This is a genomic window from Legionella bozemanae, from assembly GCF_001648595.1.
GTDB classification, from domain to species: Bacteria; Pseudomonadota; Gammaproteobacteria; order Legionellales; family Legionellaceae; genus Legionella; species Legionella bozemanae.
In genome coordinates this window covers 20834-40937 of sequence record NZ_LBAW01000012.1, presented here as the reverse complement: position 1 = coordinate 40937, position 20104 = coordinate 20834, and the positions used below count along the sequence as shown (strand labels likewise).

The window sequence follows — 20104 nt, the reverse complement described above, 5'->3', positions numbered from 1 at the left end:
TAAGACCAAGATTCGCCCTACGCCTGCTCAACCTTCTAAATAACTGATTTATCCGTAGATTCCTGGGCCAAAAATAATTTATAAACAGTGGCAACGGATTTAGTTCCCATAGGATCAGCTTGCGTTTTAAGTTTACAGAAATCTTCTGCCCATTCCGATGTTCTGATTCTCAATGGAGGATTTTTACTGTTCACTACGTCAAGGACACAATCCGCAACTTGGTCGCTGCTTTGATAAACATCAAGCGTGGATGCATTTTTAAAACGATCTCGTGCCTCTTCAAAATACCGTTTAAATATGGGAGCATATTCGTCATTTTCTGAGAAGTCGATGGCACTGTTTTTAATAACATTTGTAGAAAATTCTGAAACAATACCTCCTGGTTCAATGGCTGTGAATTTAATATTAAAAAAGGGTTGTATGTAACTTGCCATACTTTCAGTCAAGCCTTCTACTGCAAATTTAGAGGCACAATAAATTTCATTAAATGGCTGTCCAATTAAACCGCCAATGGAGGTGATGTTAATAATTTTCCCGGATTTGGCTTGGCGCATTGCAGGCAATACTGCTTTGATTGTTCGGACAACTCCCATAAAATTAATATTCATAACCTGGTTTATCTTTGCTTCTGAGGCTTTCTCAGTGGTTTCTACAAAACCTATTCCTGCATTATTGATCAGACAATCAATACGGCCGTTTTGCTCAAGAATGGTTGCAACAGCACGGGCAACACTCTCTGTAGACTCAACGTCCATCTGAATTAAATGAATATTGAGATTCTTCTTTGCTATGGCTTGCTTTATTTGCTCTGCTTTATCAAGATTACGCATACTTGCATAAACAGTATGGCCTTGCTCCGCAAGCTTTATCGATACGCTTAAACCTAGGCCAGAAGAGGTCCCAGTAATTAATATTATTTTTTTCATGATGATGATGAGACTCCAATGTCTGCTGAATTGATCCAATATGTGTTATAACGCAAAATGCACTTAAGTATCAATTGGTAACTTTTGAATGTCCAGCAATTTGCAACGGCCCTTGGGCAGGCCTGTCCATAGATTTATTGTGTTTATCAAAAAAAGAATGATTTAAAAGAGTACCTGATGTTGGCATTGTTGCAGAAGAGCGGCTATGTGATAAATCAGAACTGTATTTAGAGACAGTTTGGGAACTACAAGACACCAGAACATTTAGTGCTGCCTGATTATTGTGTTTCTTGGCAATATCAAGCGCTGTTTCGCCATCGACGTTGGTGAGGGTCACATTGGCTTTGGCTGCTAAAAGCAGCTTAAATAATGCAGGATTTTTTTGTGTATAAGATGATTTACAGGCAAGCATTAAGGGAGTCATTCCTTTGGAGTTTTGCATATTCACATTAATATTGGCATCGCGAAGCAACAATTGCACAATACGGTCATTGCCATATCTGCAAGCCACTCCCAGCGGAGAGTCATCCTGACTACAAGGACTGTTGATATCGATTTTGGGAATATTTATTAGTTGATGCATAATGCTCGACCGATTGCAGGCCGCCGCATAAAAGAATGCATTCTCTAATTCGGATTGGCTGATAACCGGTGATTTATTGTGTAATCGTAGTATTTTCCATACTGTACTTCTATCATCATTTTGAACTGCCAGAGCAAGCGCGCCATAGCCGCGACAATTAGTGGTTTGGATAATCTCTGAATCGACAGGATATAAATCATCAATTGCTCGGATTTTTTGCACTAAATTCCGTTTTCCTGATGTTGCGATAAAAGAGCAGTGAAATACCAAACTTCTACTGGATTCAAAGAGAGATTTATAAAGTATGGGACAGAGTTCCTCACTGGTTAATAATTGATAAGGGTATTCTTCATTTTGTTCATATAAGTGATTGATATCCATGAATAACCATGTATTGTCCTTATGCTTTTTAAAACCAACGGTATGTTCCTCACTACTGCAAATCACCACAACATGACTTTTAGCTGGGAGGATAATATACAGTTGTTGTAAAAATTCTTTGACGCTTTGCGGCGATGCCAAACTTATTGTTTTACTAAACAGGTTCTTGACGGTGTTTTGATTCCTATAGAGATTAAGTTGAATCATCTTATAAATCATATCAATATTAGATTGTTGAATCACTTGAGCATAAATCTCATGATAATCGTCGGGGGATTGAGCGAGACATATGGCTTCAAGAAAAGGTCTTACTTCATTTCGCTTTTGTTCTTTTCTGGATAGAGTTTGGCTGGATCTTATTTTCTCACTAATTACTTGTAGTGTATCGGGTAATGTTTTTTTTTCTCGCTTAATCAGATTGAGCCGATTATAAAATTGATAATCTAATCCAAGTGCTGCTTCTTGTGCCCAGGTTAACGTAAAGCCATGACAAACGCCGTCTTCATGTTTGTAATTAAATTTATCAAAAAGAGTTAATAAATCTTCATGTTCTAAAGCATTCTGTTTTGATAAAGATAAGCGATTTAATGAAATGAGCTTAAACTGGTGCATTACTACAATCAGTAGAGAGACTAAAAGCAGTACATAGACGACGTATTCCATTTTACGAATCAGTGAAGTCCTTTATCAAAATCAAATCATAATCCGCAAACGAAAGCAACACAGGGTCTATTTGTGAATGAAGCGGCAGGTAAAGTGTCTAAGCTATTCGTTTGATTTACAACATTTTATGTATGATTGAAGTTTAAATTATGGTACATGAATGTGAACTGATGCACTCGTTCCTTTTTGTCTTTTCTGTGTCGTCGTCTGGTAGGTATTTCAGCGCATCAAATTGAGTGAGAAGAGTCATTAGACTGACGAGAGTGGAATGATCCGTTTAAAAAATGTGTCCTTTTTTTATTTTTTAAATGTTTTTTTAATAGAGTAACTGTTTCGGATACTGCTCTGACCATAATTTTTACAACATTAAAACTTTTTTAAATTATAGATAAAAAAATGGAAAAAAGGATAATTCGTTCTACAATTAAGGTATCTGAGGCCTCATGGGTTAATTAGCTCAATACGATTTATTCTGGTTAAGAGGAGCTCCAAATGAGGAAAAGAGTCATGGAGGACATAAATGAGAATTTGGCAATCAGTGGTAGTTACGACCTTCTTGTTGTTTCCCTTAAGTCATGCTAATTCATTTACGAATAATATCACTGATTTTCCTCAACTTGTACAAGCCGTTGAGAGTGGTAGTGATGTCCGCGCAATTATTCATTTTGATAATTGCCAGGTCACAGGTCCTGAACTTTCGACTCAAGCAAAAAGAAGATTAAATGGAGCTACAACGCGCTTTAATTTTACCCAGTTTTTTCATGGTAAAGAGGATATTGATGATCAATTAATCGATACCGTGACTACCTCCATGAAAATTTTTATAGAGAAACCCACAGGAGAATTCTTAACATTTTCTGGTCGTTTAAGTGTTTTTGAAGATAACACCGCGACACTGCATGTGGATTTCATCGATCCCGTTTTGAAGAAGCAAAAATTGGTTGTTGATTGGTTTTGCAGAATTAGCAACGGTGACGATAATAATGGTTTAGTGTTATTCAATTTTTCTTAGCAGGGTAAGAAGCCCATGGGCTTTTGATAATACTCCAATCAAAGAGGAGAAAGTAAATGGCCTCGTCTAAACTAGAGAACGAAATTATACAAACAAGAACTTTTCTTAAACAGATATCCTCCCCAAAAAAGGCAATACGATAATTCTTTGAATCATCTCTTCAGCATCCTATCAACGAAATAGGTGAAAAAATTACGCGTACACAAGACATAAGCCAAATGGCGGATGACCATATAAAACTAATATGGCTAAAGGCAGCAAGTTTGGCAAATTATTTGAAAGAGTTATTGAAAAAGGAGCAATTGAAAAGGATAAAGATGAGAGTTTAGCTGATTTTATGGATCAGCATAACCTAAGAGAGGCAATGCCAGAAAGCTTAAAAAATTATTTAGCAGAACATGATTCGGACTATGGAAAAAAAGTTCAAACTGTAATGTAGTAATAATCGTTGTGAATTAAATGCTAACAAAACCTGCAGAATAAGGTAACCATTTATTAAGAAACCCGATGTTTTATTGCGCTGGATTTTTCTTACAGCAAAAATCACTTCTTATCAATTGATCATGATTAATGCCCCCATTTCCCTTAGTTTTTATAAGCAAAATCCTCAATTGTGTAAAAAATATCTGGAAATTAAGATGAAATTATTCTTGATTTACAGTTATTTGAAGTACTTGAAATGAGTTCATTAAGTGTACCTTCAACTAAAAGACATTTAGTTCTGAACTGCTAATAATAAAGGAATAATGACAATGTCAGAAAAGATAAAAGGGACTGTAAAATGGTTTAACGAACGCAAAGGTTTCGGATTTATCCAAAGTGATGGCCAGGATTATTTTGTGCATTTCAGTTCCATTCAAGGAAGTGGCTTTAAGACACTTAGAGAAGGGGCGTCTGTGTTGTTTAAGCAAGGAAAAGGGCAAAAAGGTCTCTTGGCACAAGAGGTTCAAGTGGTCTAGGCTCATGGATGTGAGTTAAAAAAGATAGCGCTATTTGATAGTTAATGATCACCTGCTTAAAATTCCGCGGTTTAGTCCGCGGAATTTCTAATTTTTACATTGGCAAATGTTCTCGTAGAAAATCAGATAATTTTTGCTCTGTTAAATGAATCACGTCATTCTTAATGTTATAAGTTATCAAATTATTGATATGTTTGTTTGTGTGCTGTAATAAAAGCCCATTCATATGAGGCGGTGCGACGATAATGAGTCTGTCATAGTCGTGATTATTCCTACCATTATCCAGCTCTTCTGCAATTTCTCTTGCAAAATTATCGTTCTCGATTTCTTTTGGATCGGATTGTTGGGTATATGTTCCTTGAGTGGTGGTTCCGGTGTTGAAGCGTCCCGATTTACTTGATGTCATCTCAATATCTCTAAGCTTAGCTTCAGGATGAAAAAGTTCTTTGACCAGTGAGAATTGATAAGGTTTTGTGGTCGATTTATAGATTCTGCAAGTGCTTGTATCTGCAGTCAGAATCCATGTTGTATGTTGATCAAATTTCATCACGATATCCTTATTATGAGTAGCGGCAAGAAATTCTTAATGTGTATAACTAAATTGATGGGGCAAGGGTTTCTGCTCTATTCTCTTCCTGCAAATGAGCATCAAGCGTTGGTAAAAATTCATTTTTTAGCGCATATTTTTTTAACAGATGCAATACAATTCCATCTATTTGTTTGTCAACTTCTTCAAACAGCGGCTCTATGTTTTTATTATCCATAATAACTCCATTCATTAGATTGCTCCGATACACTCATCGAGACATATTGCACACATGGTAGAACTTGTTTTTCTTGTTTTCTGAAAAAAATGCTGCATTCTTTAATCAGGAATTGGCAATTTTAATTCCCGTATGTTTTTTTTACAATCGAGGTCTTACTTATAAAAACTAAGGAAAACTGGAATGTGTTGATTGCCAATTGCTAAGTGGAACAGCACTTAGCTCACTGATCCCCTAATACCTATGACTACAGAGTTTCTGTCCAGTTTGGCCGTTTTCACTTTCATATACATGCCTGCTTCAAAATGGCCTGGGATATTACAGGCAAATACAACATCATGCTTTGGATTTGCTTTAAATTGCCAAGTCAATGTTTTAGTTTCACCAGGATTAATTGTGATGGTATTACCATCTTTATGAACCAAACCTGGCATGGTACGCATCATTTTTTGATGTTCTTTTTGTTCTTTTTCATCGCCTATAGAAAATTCATGAACTACTTTTCCTATATTGGTCACTTCAAATGTTATGATTTCACCATCATGAACTTTGGGGGCTTGTAAAAAATTAAAGCGCATATCATCAGAAGCAGTCACTTTAATCGTTTTGGTGGCCTTTGTTGCATTCACTGGATTTCCTATAGAACTTGTTTCGTGGTGAGAATGTGCAAATGATGAATTGATAAAAATTCCTGAAAAAAAGCTGGTCAAAATAAAAGTTCTTGACAAAGTAGTTAACATATTTGAAATCCTATTTTAATAGTAAGATAATTTAGAATCACGAGGTAATCGTATTGGTGATTCTAAATGATCTTAATGTTTAGTCACACCCTGTGTTTGGGTAAAGTGCAAATAAACCAAGCGCCTATGCCCTCATGATTCTGCACATAAAGTTTACCGCCATGGGCTTCAAGGAGGTTTCTACAAATAGTAAGCCCCAAACCAGTTCCTTGGGCTTTGGTGGTAAAATAAGAGTGTAAAATTTTATCTTTATGCTCAGGAATGATTCCTGGTCCATTGTCACGGAAATGAATTTCAATGTATTCATCTTTATTCTTTGTTTGAATGGTGAGCTCAGGAGTTTGGCTTGTATTTTCTTGCATCGCTTCAATGCTATTTCGCGTTAAGTTGATAATGATTTGCATGATTTGAATTCTATCAATATCTAATTTAGGGAGCTCCTCTTCTAAAATTAAATTAATTTTTAATTTTGAATGTGTTAACTCATAATCTAAAAAAATCATGGTGTCTTGAATTAAGGTATTGATATCCGCTCTTTCTGGAAAATGCACATTTTGATAAATAAAGCTTTTCATACGACTCATTACTTCACTGGCATGTTTTGCCTGTAAAATAATTTTATTCAACAAGGCTAATGGACTCGGATCTAATTTATTTTTTTCAATGTGTTCTTTGATTTGTAAAAGACACGTCTGACCATAAAGAAAAATGGCAGTTAAAGGCTGATTAATTTCATGAGACAATGCTGATGCCATTCCTTCCATTGTATTCAAGCGAATTGCATGAGCTAATTTTGCTTGCTCTTTCATTTTTAATTTTTTTTGTAAATAAAATTCGGTTAAATCTTTAATAAGCAAAATAATTTCATTGTTTTGGGATGAGTGGTTATAAATAGGATTAAAATTGATTTCAAAACAAAAATTAGCTTCATATAATTCACTCGAATTTTCAATTAAAATGGTGGTTTCTTCTCCTAAAAGAGCTTGATGACATGCTTTGATTAGTTGTTGTTTATATTCTGAAAAATTGGAAATAAGTGTAAGAAAATTCATTCCTGTTTGAATTTTTATGGTAAAAATCCTAGAAAAAAAATTAATAAAAGTGGGATTTATAATTTTAAAGTAAAATTCTTTATCTAGTGTGGCTATTGCATCGGAAACATTTTGCAACAAATTAGTAATCGTCTCTAACGATCGATTTAACTGTATCTGTTGTGATTCTAATTGGCGTACATAGGTAATATCTTTAAGAATAAGTCGTATTAAGTGTTCATTCTTTGTAACCAGGCATTCGATACGTACTTGTTTTCGTTTTCCTCCTTTTTGTAGTAATTCCAGCTCACATACTTGCTTTATTTTTTTTTCCATTAGGGTATGGATGCATTTTTCTAGATTATTTTTCTGAAAAGGATTAATTAAATTTAAAAAATTTTTATGAATCAACTGATTGCGATCATAATTCAATAAAATGGCGCCTTGAAAATTTACAGAGTGTATTAAGTAATTTTTATTAATAGTAAAAAAAGCCGTGGAATTAAAATCATAAAATTCAATAAATTGATTTTTTAATTCATCTATTTCCGAATTAAGGAAATCAATTTCCCGATCTTTTTTATTTAATTCTTTTTGTTTGAGCAACAGCTGCTCTTGTAATTTTTTAATTTCCTCTGGTATCGGGACAAATAGTTCTCTATTGACTGTTAAATCCATTTAATTTCTCTCAAAATATTTGGAATTTATTCAAGCATTCCTATAATGAATCTGTTTTAAATTGTATTAATAATAAAGAGCCCGAAATTTTTTGCACTGTGATTTGGCAAACAGCAGTATTGCTAAGTTCTAGTTCGCCTTCACAATGAAGATCTTGCTTGCTGAGAAACTTCTCTAAAAAGTGGTTCAATTTGTTTCGATCAAATTTCAATTTCAATTTGAAAATATTTTGGCCAATAATGCTTTCATTGTGTTCAAGAAATCGTTCGTTAAAACGATTATTGGCTAAAAAGACCTTGAAATGCTTGTCTAACAGTAAAACTGGATAAGGAAGTATATTAATTAATTGAACTTCAATTGCTTTGGAGGCTTTAAGTTCATCTTCTATTTTAATTAATTCATTTTCAGCTTTTTTTTGGTTATGAATATTTAAAAAGGTAATCACGATACCGTCAATAATATTATTGACCGTACGATAGGGAATAATTCTTATGACATACCAACGTCCGCTCTTATCAACTACTTCTATTGTTTTCGATTCTAATGTTTTAAGAACTTTACGCGCATCGTCTGTCAATTTATCGTATTGCAAATTAGATACAATATGATTGATAGGACGTCCGACATCTGTTGGAATTAAATTAATAATATCTGTTGCTCTGGGAGTAAAGCGTTTGATGCATAAATCTTTATCTAAAAAAATGGTTGCAATTTCTGTATTATCAAGGAGATTCTTAATATCATCATTGGCACTTGATAATTGTTCAATTCTGCTTTCTAGTTCTGAGTTCACTGTAGTTAATTCTTCATTTAAAGATTGTAATTCTTCTTTTGAGGTTTCAATTTCTTCGTTAGTACTTTGTAATTCTTCATTAGTTGATTGCAGTTCTTCATTACTGGACTTCAGTTCTTCATTAGAAGTTTCTAATTCTTCAATTGTAGATTGTAAGCTTTCTTTTGTATATTTGAATTCTTGTTCTAATTGAATAATTTTTTTGCCAAGTTCCCCTTTTTTTTCTTGCTTCGATAGTTCATTATGTGGGACTATTGCTGGCAATTCTTCAAAAACTAATAAAAGAAGCATTCGATTGAACGATTTTGCTTCGAAGATCGGTCTAATTCTTATATTGACATACCGGAATTCAGCACCCTCTTTAAGAGGAAGACCTATAAGCGTTTCTTCTTTTTGTGATGCTGAGGCTTTTCGCATTGCGCTCAAAACTTTAGACTTTAATTCGGTTCGTATCATATTAATAAAATTTAAATGTACTTCCCCTGAAGCAAACTCTATAAATTTACTGGTTCGACCGTAGATATAAATAATATTTCCATTTTCATCGAGAACGAAAGAAGCCGGGGTATAATTATCTAATAAAATATGCTCGACTAAATGCGACAAACTGGGTTTACTACCTTGATTATTTTTTTCCATAATATGTAAGTTCATTGATTCTGAATGCTGAGCTGCATAAGGTAGATGCATAGTTGAGTTATATGCTGTTGCTCCACCTTTCCTTTGAAAAATTTTCCACTGTCTATTTAGAATTGTAAACAAATCAACAGAGCTACTAATCGCTTCAGAGGTTCCTAATAACAAGAGTCCATCAGGTTTTAAGCTATAGTGAAAGAGTGAAAAAAGTCTCTTTTGTAGCTGCGAGCTTAAATAAATTAATAAATTTCTGCAACTCAGTAAATCAAGATTCGTGAAAGGTGGATCTTTAATGACGTTTTGCACTGCAAAAATAATCATTTTTCGTATATCAAGGTTTATTTTATAAGAATTCTCGTCTCGGATAAAAAAACGTTTTAGCCGTTCTTCCGAGACATCTTTTTTAATTTCAAGAGAAAAAATTCCTGCTCGTGCAATTTCAATCGCCTCTTCGTCAATGTCGGTGCCAAAAATCTGAACTTTAAAATGACATTTTAATTGCTCCATGCACTCTTGCAAAATAATTGCAATTGAATAAACTTCTTCTCCAGTGGAACATCCTGGAATCCATATTCTTAAGTTTTCACTTTGTGACTTATTGGATAAAATCTTTTCGAGTAATATCTCTTTTAGTGCATCAAACGCCTCGGGATCCCGAAAGAAATGAGTGACATTAATAAGCAGCTCTTTGAATAAAATTTGTATTTCAGTAAGGTGTTGCTGTAAATATTGCATATAATCTGATAAATTTTCGATTTGTAAAATACTTAATCGTTTTTGGATGCGACGGAAAATGGTATTAGGCTTATATAAAGAAAAATCATGGCCGGTATTCGTTTTAAGTAATATTAATATTTGCTGTATTTCATCGGAGATGCTTGCGGGGAGAAGCGTTTTATTATTTTCAAAATAAGCTATGTAGCTAATAAGAAATGGATATATCTGTTGAGGAAGAAAAATATAATCAACTAACCCAGTGTTTATTGCACTTTTTGGCATAACATCATAGGCAGCGGATTTAGCCATTTGCGCAATAACCAATCCTTTTTGTTTCGCTATTGCGCGCAATCCAATAGTACCATCATTTCCTGCCCCTGAAAGAATAATACAAATACTCTTTAAACCCTGATCTTCAGCTAAGGAGCAAAAAAAGGCATCAATAGGATGCATTTTAGTATCAGGAGTAATCGGGGCTAAATGCAATATTCCTTTTCGAATAAGCACGGTATTTCCTGGGGGTAATACATAAACATGATTAGCCTCTACTTTTTGGTAATTGCTCATAGGCAATACTTTTAGTGGGGTATATTGTTGTAATAATTCAGGTAATACGCTTTCTTTATCCGGACTTAGATGAGTCACTATTGTAAAAGCAAGATTCTCATTTGTTTTAGAACGAGAAAATAAATTTTTTAATGCTTCCAAGCCTCCTGCTGACGCACCAATTGCTACAATAAAAGGTGAATTACTTTTGGGTTTCACATTTTTTTCCACAATGCTCGAAGAATTGGATAATTGTTCTGGCATAGGATTTTGTTTTTGGGAGCGCATATTATTTTTTTTTGTAGTCATCTAATATCCTAAAGCAAATTTATTTATTTGAGTTTAATGGTGGCAAAGGATTATTTATGTATTTTATTAGTAACGATGCAATATCATGTGTTGGCAAACAATGATCTATAGTAGTATTTTGGGCCGCATTTTTCGGCATATCAGGATATTCAGCTTCTTCTAACGATTGAATGATGGTGATGCCTTTATGCTCTTTAATTTCTTTTAAGCCAGCACTGCCATCATTTAATAAACCACTTAATAGAATGCCAATGACACGGTTTTCATGATGATATGCCGCTGACGAAAACAAGGGATCAATAGCAGGCCTACACTTATTAATTTTAGGACTATGCTTAAGAGAAATTGTGTCATTCTCAATAATCATATGAACATTCGAGGGTGCAACATAAATACGATTGCTCTCTAAAGGCAATCCATTAAAGGGATTAACTACGGGAATTTTAGTAAAATGACTAATGACTTGAGGTAATCTACTGATTGGGGTAGGAGGAATATGCACTACTATAAGGATGGTAGCAGGAAAATCTGCTGGTAATGGACTTAATAGGCTATCTAGTGCAGTGATGGCACCTGCTGATCCTCCGATTACAATAATGTAATTTTTAAACAATACATACTCCTCTTAAGAGCTTTAACTATATATCAAATTTCTTAATCCAAATATAGGGTAAACCCATAATGCAGCCGATGTATTTCGTAATGGTGTTTTTAAAAAAAAGCTCATACAGTTAACCTTGAAAAAGGAGTTGAGGCGAATAGGTGTCTTGCAAATCGAGGAACAATTTTTGTGGGATTGGGAACAGTATAATGACTCCCAAATTAAATTACTTACGTTCATTCCACCACATATTCATTCATTTTGGGCTGGTGCGCATTGTGAATTTAGAAAGTGATGTTTGGAAGATTACTCATTTGCCTATTTCATGTCCACGGTATTAACAGGAGAAATGAAGATAGCGATAATTTTTATTCATTTAAATTATTATATTCTTTTAGAATATGAAACATATCATTTAGATCAAAAGGTTTGGATAAAAAAGTTTCATTTTGCATTTTTTCCATTTTTTCTAAATTCGTTTTAGCAGAAGTAATAATTGTTGGGATATTTCTAATCCGCTGAGATGCTTTTTTTCTTTCTCGGAATTCAAAACCATCAAGTACAGGCATCATGAGATCCAAAAAAATAATTGCTGGCAGAGGATCTTCTTCAAGCATATTTAGCGCTTCTTGACCATTTCTAACAGTCACTGTCGTATACCCGGCATATTCTAAAGCCCAAACTAAAGCTTCACTTACAGCACTGTTATCTTCAATTAATAATATAAATTGCTCTTTCTTTTTTTCTCGTTTCATGGGATTGAATTAATGGTAGAGTGAAAAATCATTGCTCCAGTTTTAACGAATCCCTGTTTTTTTATGGCGTGTAATGTCAATTTCATGTTTCTAACAAATTTGACCATACACAAAATCAAACTGATTCATTCTGTAGAATCAATGGCTCTAGTATAAATTAGATTAATCTTTATAAGCTCAGCTAAAGATTTAGTCTCCATTTTTCTCATGACATTAGCACGATGAACTTCAACTGTCGATATGGATATATTAAGATCATAAGCGATCTGTTTATTTAATTTACCCTCAACAACCAAGTTCATAACCTGTTTTTCACGTTTGGTCAAACTATTCATTCGCTCATGAAAATTAGACTGAGAGATTGTATTGTTATTATTTTTTTTAAGGCATTTTTGTGTGACTTCTAATAAATTTTGATGATTAACGGGCTTAAGAATGAAATCTTCCGCCCCTGCTTTCATTGCGCGTATTGCCATTGAAATATCACCATAACCTGTGATTACGATTACTGGTAATCTGTTTTGTGACGCATTTAATTGCTCCAATAATTCTAAGCCACTCATTATAGGCATCCGTACATCGATGATTAAACACCCCTGTTGATTAGTGTAACTATCGAGAAAATCTCTGGCATTATCATAGGCTTGTACTTGAAGGCTTATTGATTCAAATAACCACTTGAATGATTTGCATATTTCGGGATCATCGTCAACGACGAAAACAGTTTTATTAGAAGGCATATCCATTACCTTTGTTGAAATGCTGTAAGTTGAAAACAAATACTATGAGCAAATAATTCAGCTAATAAGACACCACTCTCTTTATCGAGAGAGGTATGACAATAAGTGAGCCCTTTTTCAAAATCCTCCTCTTTTATTAAAAAGTTACTTATGATTATAATTTTCATCATGTTTTTATCTATGTTTGTTTGGATTTCTAATTTTGGTTGGCGAAGCTTATTTTTTTCTACAGTGTGAATACATTGTTTCAATAAACGAAATAAAACATGTCTGATCTGAACTCCATTAATAGGGAAATTAGAAAAATTTTCCTGAAAATCCAAGATTAAGCTAATATTGTGATGTTTTATTTCATAGGAATACAGTGAAATAATCTCTGTAATAAAGCTATGGATGTCAGTAGGTTTTTCTATGAATGTTTCTTGAGCTGCATGCTCATATATGGAGTCAATCTTATTTTTCAACAACTCAGTCTGTTCATCAATTTTTTGCAAGATACTGAGTATTTGTCCTGCGCTTAAGTTGTTTTTTTGAATTCTGAGCTCACAACCTCCTAAATAGGCTTTGATTGCTGTTATTGGTTGCTTTAATTCGTGGATTAATTCTGAAATATATTGACCTTGCGGCTCATCTTCCCTTATTTTTTTCATCTTTCCCTGGACCAAACAATTATGTACTATGAGCAAACTAAGCATGTTGGGATAAAACATACTCTACTCGTCAGACCTATAACACAGGTTCATATTAATTTATATCATTTCATTAGTTTATTCTGGTTAACCTTAGGAGAAAAGTAGGGGAGATGTGGGTAATTGGAAATGTAGATGGTACAGGATTTATATTGATGCCAGTGATAGTATAAAACGAAAGTAAATCAGGTTACACTTTGACAAGTATCATGGAACAGTTAAAAGGTAAGGAATGCGTTATATTGGTTTCATCATTGTTTTATTGATGAGCTTCATAAATAATGAGGCGCTAGCAGCTGCCCCCCTTACTTTTAAAGAGGCGTTAGAGATTGCCTATCGTAATAATCCCGATTTGCACGCAGAAATGGATAAAGCACAAGCAATGCGCGGCTATTTTATCCAAAGCGGACTCTATCCCAACCCTCAACTGACGTTAACTGCTGAAAATTTTGGCGGTTCAGGCAGCTATTCTAGTTATGAGGCTGCAGAAACCACGGCATCTATAACTCAACCTATTCCTTTAGGGCATCGTCTTTCCTATTTGAAAAAAGCAACCTATGCAGATTATCTGGCAGCTTTGGCTCAGATTAAAGTTCAAAAAGCAGCACTTTATGTATCGGTTGGTGTGGCCTATGTTGATGCTTTGTATGTAGGCCAATGGCATCAAGTGACTAAAAAATTAATTCGCCTGAATGAAACGATTGTGACCGCGATCGAGCGCAGGGTAAAAGCCGGAGTGGGTACGGAATTGGATTTGCGATTAGCGCAAGGACGTTTAGGTGAGGCGCGTATTCAAGAACAAAAAGCGATGCGCGATGCGCTTTCTCAACGAGCAAAGCTTGCTCGTTTATTAGGTGATGGATTAAGAATCGACAGGCCTTTAGTGGATAAAGGGTTACCTGATGTGGTATTAGATTTGCCATTTCTCTTGAAAAAACTGCCTCAAAGCCCGCAATTAATGCAACTGCAACTGCAACTGCGAGCAAAGCGGGCAACGATTACTGCGGTTAAAAAATCAGTTTGGCCTGATTTAAATATTCAATTGGGTGGGCGTCATTTCTCCGATGATGGAAGCAATGCGGCAGTAATTTCTGCTTTTGCGCAAGCACCTGTTTTTGATCGAAATCAAGGAAAGATACTGACCGCGGAGGCACAATTGACGCAAACAGCACATGCATATCAAGGAGCACGACTTGATGTAAGGCAAAATGTCTATAATGTTTTTTTACAGGCACAACAAAGTCAATACGAGGCAAATTTAGTTACTGAGTCACTTTTACCTTTAGCCCGTAAATCAATAAAACTTGCTGAAGATGGCTATCAAATGGGACGATACACTTATATTGAATTATCTCTTGCCTTAAATACATTATATGAAGAGGAACGACACTATCAACAAGCCCACGCGGATTATCATAAAGCATTAATTCAGCTTACGGGACTTTTAGGACTTCGTCCCACTAAGGAGAGTAAATGAAATTTCCAAAGCCATGGGTTTCTTTTCTATTATTGTGTGTTCTTTTACTTAGTTTAAGTTTGATTTTCTGGGCGGGTAAGAATACGCCTATGACTGAGGAGGGCGGTTTTCAAGAAACTCTGGAAAAAGGTCCCCACGGAGGTCATTTATTTAAGAAAGGGGAGCTGAGTCTTGAGCTTTTAATATTTGAGCGTGCGATGCCTCCTCATTTCCGAGCTTATTTTTATGAGAGTGGGAAGATTATTTCTCCAGATAAAGTGCGGTTGACCCTTTTATTAACACGATTTAATGGCAAAAAAGAGACGGTTACCTTTAGTTCTGCTAATCATTTTTTACAAAGCAATGAAGTGATTAAAGAGCCTCATTCTTTTGATGTTACCGTTCACTTGGAGTTCTTGGGAAAACAGATGAATTGGTATTATGCCTCGTACGAAGGGCGAGTTCAAATTAGCCCAACGGTCCTTAATGCTGCAAAAATACACACTGCAAGAGCACAAAGTCATGAGATCAAAACTCAATTAAACGTAGTAGGAAAAATTCTTCCTAACCGCGATACATTGGCACCGATTTATGCACGTTATCCTGGCATTATCAAATCCATGATTAAAAATCTTGGCGATGAGGTCACGAAAGGAGAAACATTAGCCACAGTAGAAAGTAATGAAAGTTTACAAAACTACACGATTACCGCACCGATTACCGGTACTATTGTGCAAAAGAATGCTACGAATGGTGAATTGACGCAAAATACCAAACCGATTTACGAAGTAGCAAATTTAGCGAATGTATGGGCAGATTTTACTTTGTATCGTAAAGATGCCTCTCTTGTAAGACAAGGAATGGAAGTCATCGTAACGGGGGATGAAGGAAAACCTAAGACCTTGAGTACCATTTCTTATATCTCCCCTTTAGGCATTGAAGACAGTCAGACTAATTTGGCTCGTGCCATTCTTCCTAATGAAGAACGCTCCTGGTTGCCAGGTATGTACATCAATGGAGCCATCATCATCGATAAGAAAACAGTTCCTGTCGCTGTTCTTCTCTCTGCAATCCAGAAAATAAATGAAAAAGATGTGGTTTTTGTTCAACAAGGTGATTATTTTGAGGCAACCCCTGTACTTTTAGGAAAAAAGGATGAGCAGTGGGCAGAGGTGACTTCAGGACTTGCTGCGGGACAACGCTACGTCAGTAAAAACAGCTTCTATATCAAAGCGGAACTAGGGAAGGAAGGCGCAAGCCATGAGGATTAAGGATAAAGATGCTTGAAAAAATTATACGCTTTTCTTTAAAGCATCGTTGGTTTGTCCTTTTATTCACACTGATTATTGCAGGGCTTGGCGTATATAATTTTCAGCGCCTCCCAATAGATGCGGTGCCGGATATCACGAATGTCCAAGTGCAAATTAATACTGAGGCTTCAGGTTATTCACCTTTCGAAGTGGAGCAGCGCATCACGTTTCCTGTCGAATTGGCGATGAGCGGTTTGCCGAATTTAGATTACACCCGTTCTTTATCACGTTATGGATTGTCTCAGGTGACCGTAGTGTTTAAAGATGGGACGAATATTTATTTTGCACGCCAATTAATTAATGAACGTTTACAAGAGGTTAAAGATAAACTTCCTGCAGAAGCAGAAACGACATTAGGACCTATTTCTACAGGTCTTGGTGAGATATTCATGTACGTGGTGAAAAATAAGCCTAATGTCCCTAAATCACAACGTTATAATCCAACAGAACTTCGTACCCTGCAAGATTGGATCATTAAACCGCAATTACGGAATGTGGAGGGGGTAGCAGAGGTCAATACAATTGGTGGTTATGAAAAACAATTTCATATTACACCCGACCCGAGCAAACTGGTGCGATATGGTTTGAGTTTAAATAGTGTGGTGGAGGCTTTGCAACGCAATAATGCGAACGTGGGAGCAGGATACATTGAACGCAATGGCGAGCAGAACCTCATTCGAATTCCTGGACAAGTACAAGACATAGCGGATATTGAAAATATTGTCATTGCCAGCTTTGAAGGTACTCCTGTTCATATCCGCGATGTGGCGGAAGTGGCATTAGGGAAAGAGTTACGTACTGGGGCTGCTACTGAAAATAGCAAGGAAGTAGTTTTAGGTACTGTGTTCATGCTGATGGGAGAAAACAGTCGCACGGTATCTCAACGCGTCGCTGCTAAAATGAAGGAAATTAATAAATCTCTTCCTGAGGGAGTCGAGGCCGTTACGGTTTATAACCGAACCGCGCTCGTTAATGCCACAATTAACACCGTCAAGAACAATTTACTTGAAGGTGCTTTGCTTGTTTGCGTTATTTTATTTTTATTTTTGGGAAACATTCGCGCAGCGCTGATCACTGCTACGGTGATTCCTTTATCGATGCTGCTGACCATCACAGGGATGGTCAGTAATCAAATCAGCGCCAATCTGATGAGTTTAGGGGCGCTTGACTTTGGTTTGATTGTCGATGGCGCGGTAATTATTGTTGAAAATTGCATGAAACATTTGGGTGAGCAACAGCATGAGTTACAACGTATTTTAACCCATGAAGAGCGGTTAAAAGTGATTGCTTATGCTACGACCGAAGTCATCAGGCCCAGTATTTTTGGCGTATTCATCATTACTGTTGTTTATCTTCCGATTTTAACCTTAACTGGTGTGGAAGGAAAAATGTTTTTACCTATGGCTGAAACGGTGATTATTGCCCTGATGGCCTCAATGTTATTCGCTTTAACTTTTGTGCCGGCTGCAGTAGTTATTTTTCTAAGAGGTCGCATTCAAGAGAAAGAAAATCGGTTAGTGCATGGTATTTCCTTAGTCTATGCGCGAGTTTTGCGGCATTGTTTTCATGTGCGATATGGGGTGATTTGCGTCGCGATAGTGTTGGTTCTCATCAGTCTTCTCATTGCTTTTCGATTAGGTGGTGAATTTATTCCAAGCCTTGATGAGGGCGATATTGCCATGCATGCCATGCGTATTCCAGGCACCAGTTTAACGCAGGCGATTGCCATGCAAGATTTAGTTGAACAAAGAATCAGACAGTTTCCTGAGGTGAGCGTCGTTTTTTCCAAGCTAGGTACGGCTGAGGTGGCTACTGATCCTATGCCGCCGAATGTGGCTGATACGTTTATTATGTTAAGGCCACGGAAAGAATGGCCTAATCCTAAAAAAACCAAACCAGAGCTCATGCAAGAAATCGAACAGGCTGTAACACAGATCCCTGGAAATAATTATGAATTTACCCAACCAATTCAAATGCGTTTTAATGAATTAATTTCAGGTGTACGCAGTGATGTAGCAGTGAAGGTATTTGGAGATGATATGAATGCCTTAAGAGAAATTGCTGAATCAATCAGTAGGCAACTTAAAGAGGTGCCAGGTGCTGCTGATGTGAAGATAGAGCAGGTAAGTGGCCTGCCTCTGCTTACTATTGAAATAAATCGAGATACACTCGCTCGTTATGGTTTGCAAGCAGGTACAGTGCAAGACGCCATTGTTATTGCAACAGGAGGCAAGAAAGGCGGGGAGCTTTTTGAAGGAGATAAACGATTTGATTTAATTGTACGTTTGCCAGAGTCTTTGCGTTCAAGTCCTGATGTGTTAAGAAATGTTTTTGTTCCCTTACCGCCGGCAAAGGATGGAGATCTCCATTTCATTCCATTGAGTGAAGTAGCTAAAACGATACGAAGTGAAAGCCCAAACCAAATTAGCCGTGAAAGTGGCAAGCGTCGTGTGGTGGTTACAGCAAATGTGAGAAATCGAGACTTAAGTTCGTTTGTTAATGAAGCCATGGAACGCATCGAACAAAATGTTAAATTACCTAGTGGCTATTGGATTACTTGGGGAGGTCAGTTTGAACAATTGCAATCTGCATCTCAGCGCTTGCAAATTGTGGTACCCGTTACTTTATTAGGCATTTTTTTATTACTTTTTATGAGTCTGGGTAATATCCGCGATGCACTTTTAGTTTTTTCAGGTATTCCCCTTGCGTTAACTGGCGGTGTATTTGCTTTGTATTTGCGCGGCATCCCTTTGTCCATTTCTGCGGGGGTCGGGTTCATTGCTTTATCCGGGGTGGCGGTTTTAAATGGTTTGGTGATGATTACTTTTATCAATAAATTATACGAGCAGAAAAAATTCTATTTAAAAGATGCAGTGTTGCAAGGTTCTTTGGCAAGACTTAGGCCAGTGCTCATGACCGCACTGGTTGCTTCTTTGGGGTTTGTACCTATGGCATTGGCAACGGGCACTGGTTCAGAGGTACAAAGACCTTTAGCAACGGTAGTTATTGGCGGAATTATTTCTTCTACTTTTTTAACGTTACTGGTTTTACCAGGCTTGTACTATATAGTTCATCAGCGCCGCAAAAAAATAAAACAAAATCCAATCCTGTAACTTTTTAGTATGCTCCAGATATTGCATTACGACACAGGGTAGCGCTTAGGAAACTTTTGCTGTTTATCATGAATTGTGTTTGCTATTTTTTTCAGGTAATTTGATATAAAAAACATATTCTTACTAATGGACTAATGGAAGGGATTATGGCCAATATGATTATTTTGGCGATGCGTAATTTTACTTTGACCTGTTTTATTTTGGGCTTGTTGTTTTCTTTTATAGAATGGTTGATACACTCCAAGCCAATAAAAAAAGCCAAGATTATTGAAATTATATTTTCCTGGTTTTTATTATTTAATATTGGTTTGGCCTATTTGTTTAATTTTGTAATGCATGTCTTCTTCGGTGATTTTACAGCGCAGTTTATTGGCTGGCCGCAAAGCCCGTTTCAAATGGAGGTTGGATTTGCAAGTTTGGGAATTGCTGTGAATGGGATAATTAGCTTTAAAAGTAAAATTGCTTTTCGTGCGGCAACGATTATTGTGCCTGCCATGTTCTTATGGGGGGCTGCTGGCGTCCATCTTTATCAAATGATCACGACTCATAATTTTGAACCCGGTAATGCAGGTACTATATTTTGGACTGATATTCTAATCCCTGCTATCGCGTTTCTATTACTCTGGCTTCATTATCGAAACCTGCTTGTCCGTTAGGCGAGCGGATTTAGACACTCCATTCCTAGGTTATTTATCTCTTTGT

Annotated in this window: 18 protein-coding genes; 7 read left to right on the top strand and 11 right to left on the bottom strand. The window is 36.2% G+C overall.

Annotated elements, in window-relative coordinates; translation table 11 throughout:
• Positions 1–35: 35 nt before the first annotated feature.
• Positions 36–926, bottom strand: a complete 891-nt coding sequence (locus A8O27_RS10280) for an SDR family oxidoreductase (RefSeq protein ID WP_058460730.1) — start codon at positions 924–926, stop codon at positions 36–38.
• A gap of 70 nt (positions 927–996) precedes the next feature.
• Positions 997–2553, bottom strand: coding sequence for a Dot/Icm T4SS effector AnkG/AnkZ/LegA7 (gene ankG, locus A8O27_RS10275; protein ID WP_082642492.1), 1557 nt, complete (start codon positions 2551–2553; stop codon positions 997–999).
• 520 nt (positions 2554–3073) lie between these two features.
• Between ankG and A8O27_RS10270 the strand changes: the two genes are divergently transcribed.
• The 3 genes from A8O27_RS10270 (at position 3074) to A8O27_RS10260 (ending at position 4524) form a co-directional block, all read left to right on the top strand.
• Positions 3074–3565: a VirK family protein gene (locus A8O27_RS10270; RefSeq protein ID WP_058460732.1), complete on the top strand. Its 492-nt coding sequence runs from the start codon at positions 3074–3076 to the stop codon at positions 3563–3565.
• Positions 3566–3809: 244 nt separating this feature from the next.
• On the top strand, positions 3810–4004 hold the full coding sequence (locus A8O27_RS10265; protein WP_058460733.1) for a hypothetical protein: 195 nt from the start codon (positions 3810–3812) through the stop codon (positions 4002–4004).
• A 313-nt stretch (positions 4005–4317) separates the two neighbouring features.
• Positions 4318–4524, top strand: a complete 207-nt coding sequence (locus tag A8O27_RS10260) for a cold-shock protein (protein ID WP_058460734.1) — start codon at positions 4318–4320, stop codon at positions 4522–4524.
• 94 nt (positions 4525–4618) lie between these two features.
• Here the strand turns inward: A8O27_RS10260 and A8O27_RS10255 are convergent, their stop codons facing one another.
• From A8O27_RS10255 to A8O27_RS10220, 9 genes are all read right to left on the bottom strand, one after another.
• The gene (locus tag A8O27_RS10255; protein ID WP_058460735.1) at positions 4619–5071 is read right to left on the bottom strand and encodes a host attachment protein; all 453 of its coding nucleotides are present in this window, start codon (positions 5069–5071) and stop codon (positions 4619–4621) included.
• Between the two features lie 49 nt (positions 5072–5120).
• Positions 5121–5288, bottom strand: a complete 168-nt coding sequence (locus tag A8O27_RS19030; protein ID WP_165483278.1) for a hypothetical protein — start codon at positions 5286–5288, stop codon at positions 5121–5123.
• A gap of 218 nt (positions 5289–5506) precedes the next feature.
• Positions 5507–6028, bottom strand: a complete 522-nt coding sequence (locus tag A8O27_RS10250; protein WP_058460736.1) for a cupredoxin domain-containing protein — start codon at positions 6026–6028, stop codon at positions 5507–5509.
• Between the two features lie 83 nt (positions 6029–6111).
• Positions 6112–7737, bottom strand: a complete 1626-nt coding sequence (locus A8O27_RS10245) for a PAS domain-containing sensor histidine kinase (RefSeq protein WP_058460737.1) — start codon at positions 7735–7737, stop codon at positions 6112–6114.
• A 40-nt stretch (positions 7738–7777) separates the two neighbouring features.
• Positions 7778–10738, bottom strand: a complete 2961-nt coding sequence (locus tag A8O27_RS10240; RefSeq protein WP_058460738.1) for a CheR family methyltransferase — start codon at positions 10736–10738, stop codon at positions 7778–7780.
• A 19-nt stretch (positions 10739–10757) separates the two neighbouring features.
• A complete protein-coding gene (locus tag A8O27_RS10235) occupies positions 10758–11351 on the bottom strand; it encodes a chemotaxis protein CheB (RefSeq protein WP_058460739.1) in 594 nt (197 codons plus the stop codon).
• A gap of 356 nt (positions 11352–11707) precedes the next feature.
• On the bottom strand, positions 11708–12094 hold the full coding sequence (locus tag A8O27_RS10230; RefSeq protein WP_058460740.1) for a response regulator: 387 nt from the start codon (positions 12092–12094) through the stop codon (positions 11708–11710).
• Positions 12095–12219: 125 nt separating this feature from the next.
• Entirely contained in the window at positions 12220–12834 is a 615-nt protein-coding gene (locus tag A8O27_RS10225) for a response regulator transcription factor (protein ID WP_058460741.1), read from the bottom strand.
• Between the two features lie 5 nt (positions 12835–12839).
• Positions 12840–13484 (bottom strand): sensor histidine kinase, encoded by a 645-nt coding sequence (locus A8O27_RS10220; RefSeq protein ID WP_058460780.1) that lies wholly within the window; start codon positions 13482–13484, stop codon positions 12840–12842.
• A 304-nt stretch (positions 13485–13788) separates the two neighbouring features.
• On the opposite strand from A8O27_RS10220, the gene A8O27_RS10215 reads away from it, so the two are divergent.
• The 4 genes from A8O27_RS10215 (at position 13789) to A8O27_RS10200 (ending at position 20058) form a co-directional block, all read left to right on the top strand.
• Complete coding sequence (locus A8O27_RS10215) at positions 13789–15000, top strand: TolC family protein (protein ID WP_374930665.1); 1212 nt, start codon at positions 13789–13791, stop codon at positions 14998–15000.
• Complete coding sequence (locus A8O27_RS10210; protein ID WP_058460743.1) at positions 14997–16250, top strand: efflux RND transporter periplasmic adaptor subunit; 1254 nt, start codon at positions 14997–14999, stop codon at positions 16248–16250. Before A8O27_RS10215 ends, A8O27_RS10210 begins: the two co-directional genes overlap by 4 nt.
• An 8-nt stretch (positions 16251–16258) precedes the next feature.
• A complete protein-coding gene (locus tag A8O27_RS10205) occupies positions 16259–19402 on the top strand; it encodes a CusA/CzcA family heavy metal efflux RND transporter (RefSeq protein ID WP_058460744.1) in 3144 nt (1047 codons plus the stop codon).
• A gap of 146 nt (positions 19403–19548) precedes the next feature.
• Positions 19549–20058, top strand: a complete 510-nt coding sequence (locus A8O27_RS10200; protein WP_058460745.1) for a DUF6790 family protein — start codon at positions 19549–19551, stop codon at positions 20056–20058.
• The last annotated feature ends 46 nt before the right edge of the window (positions 20059–20104 follow it).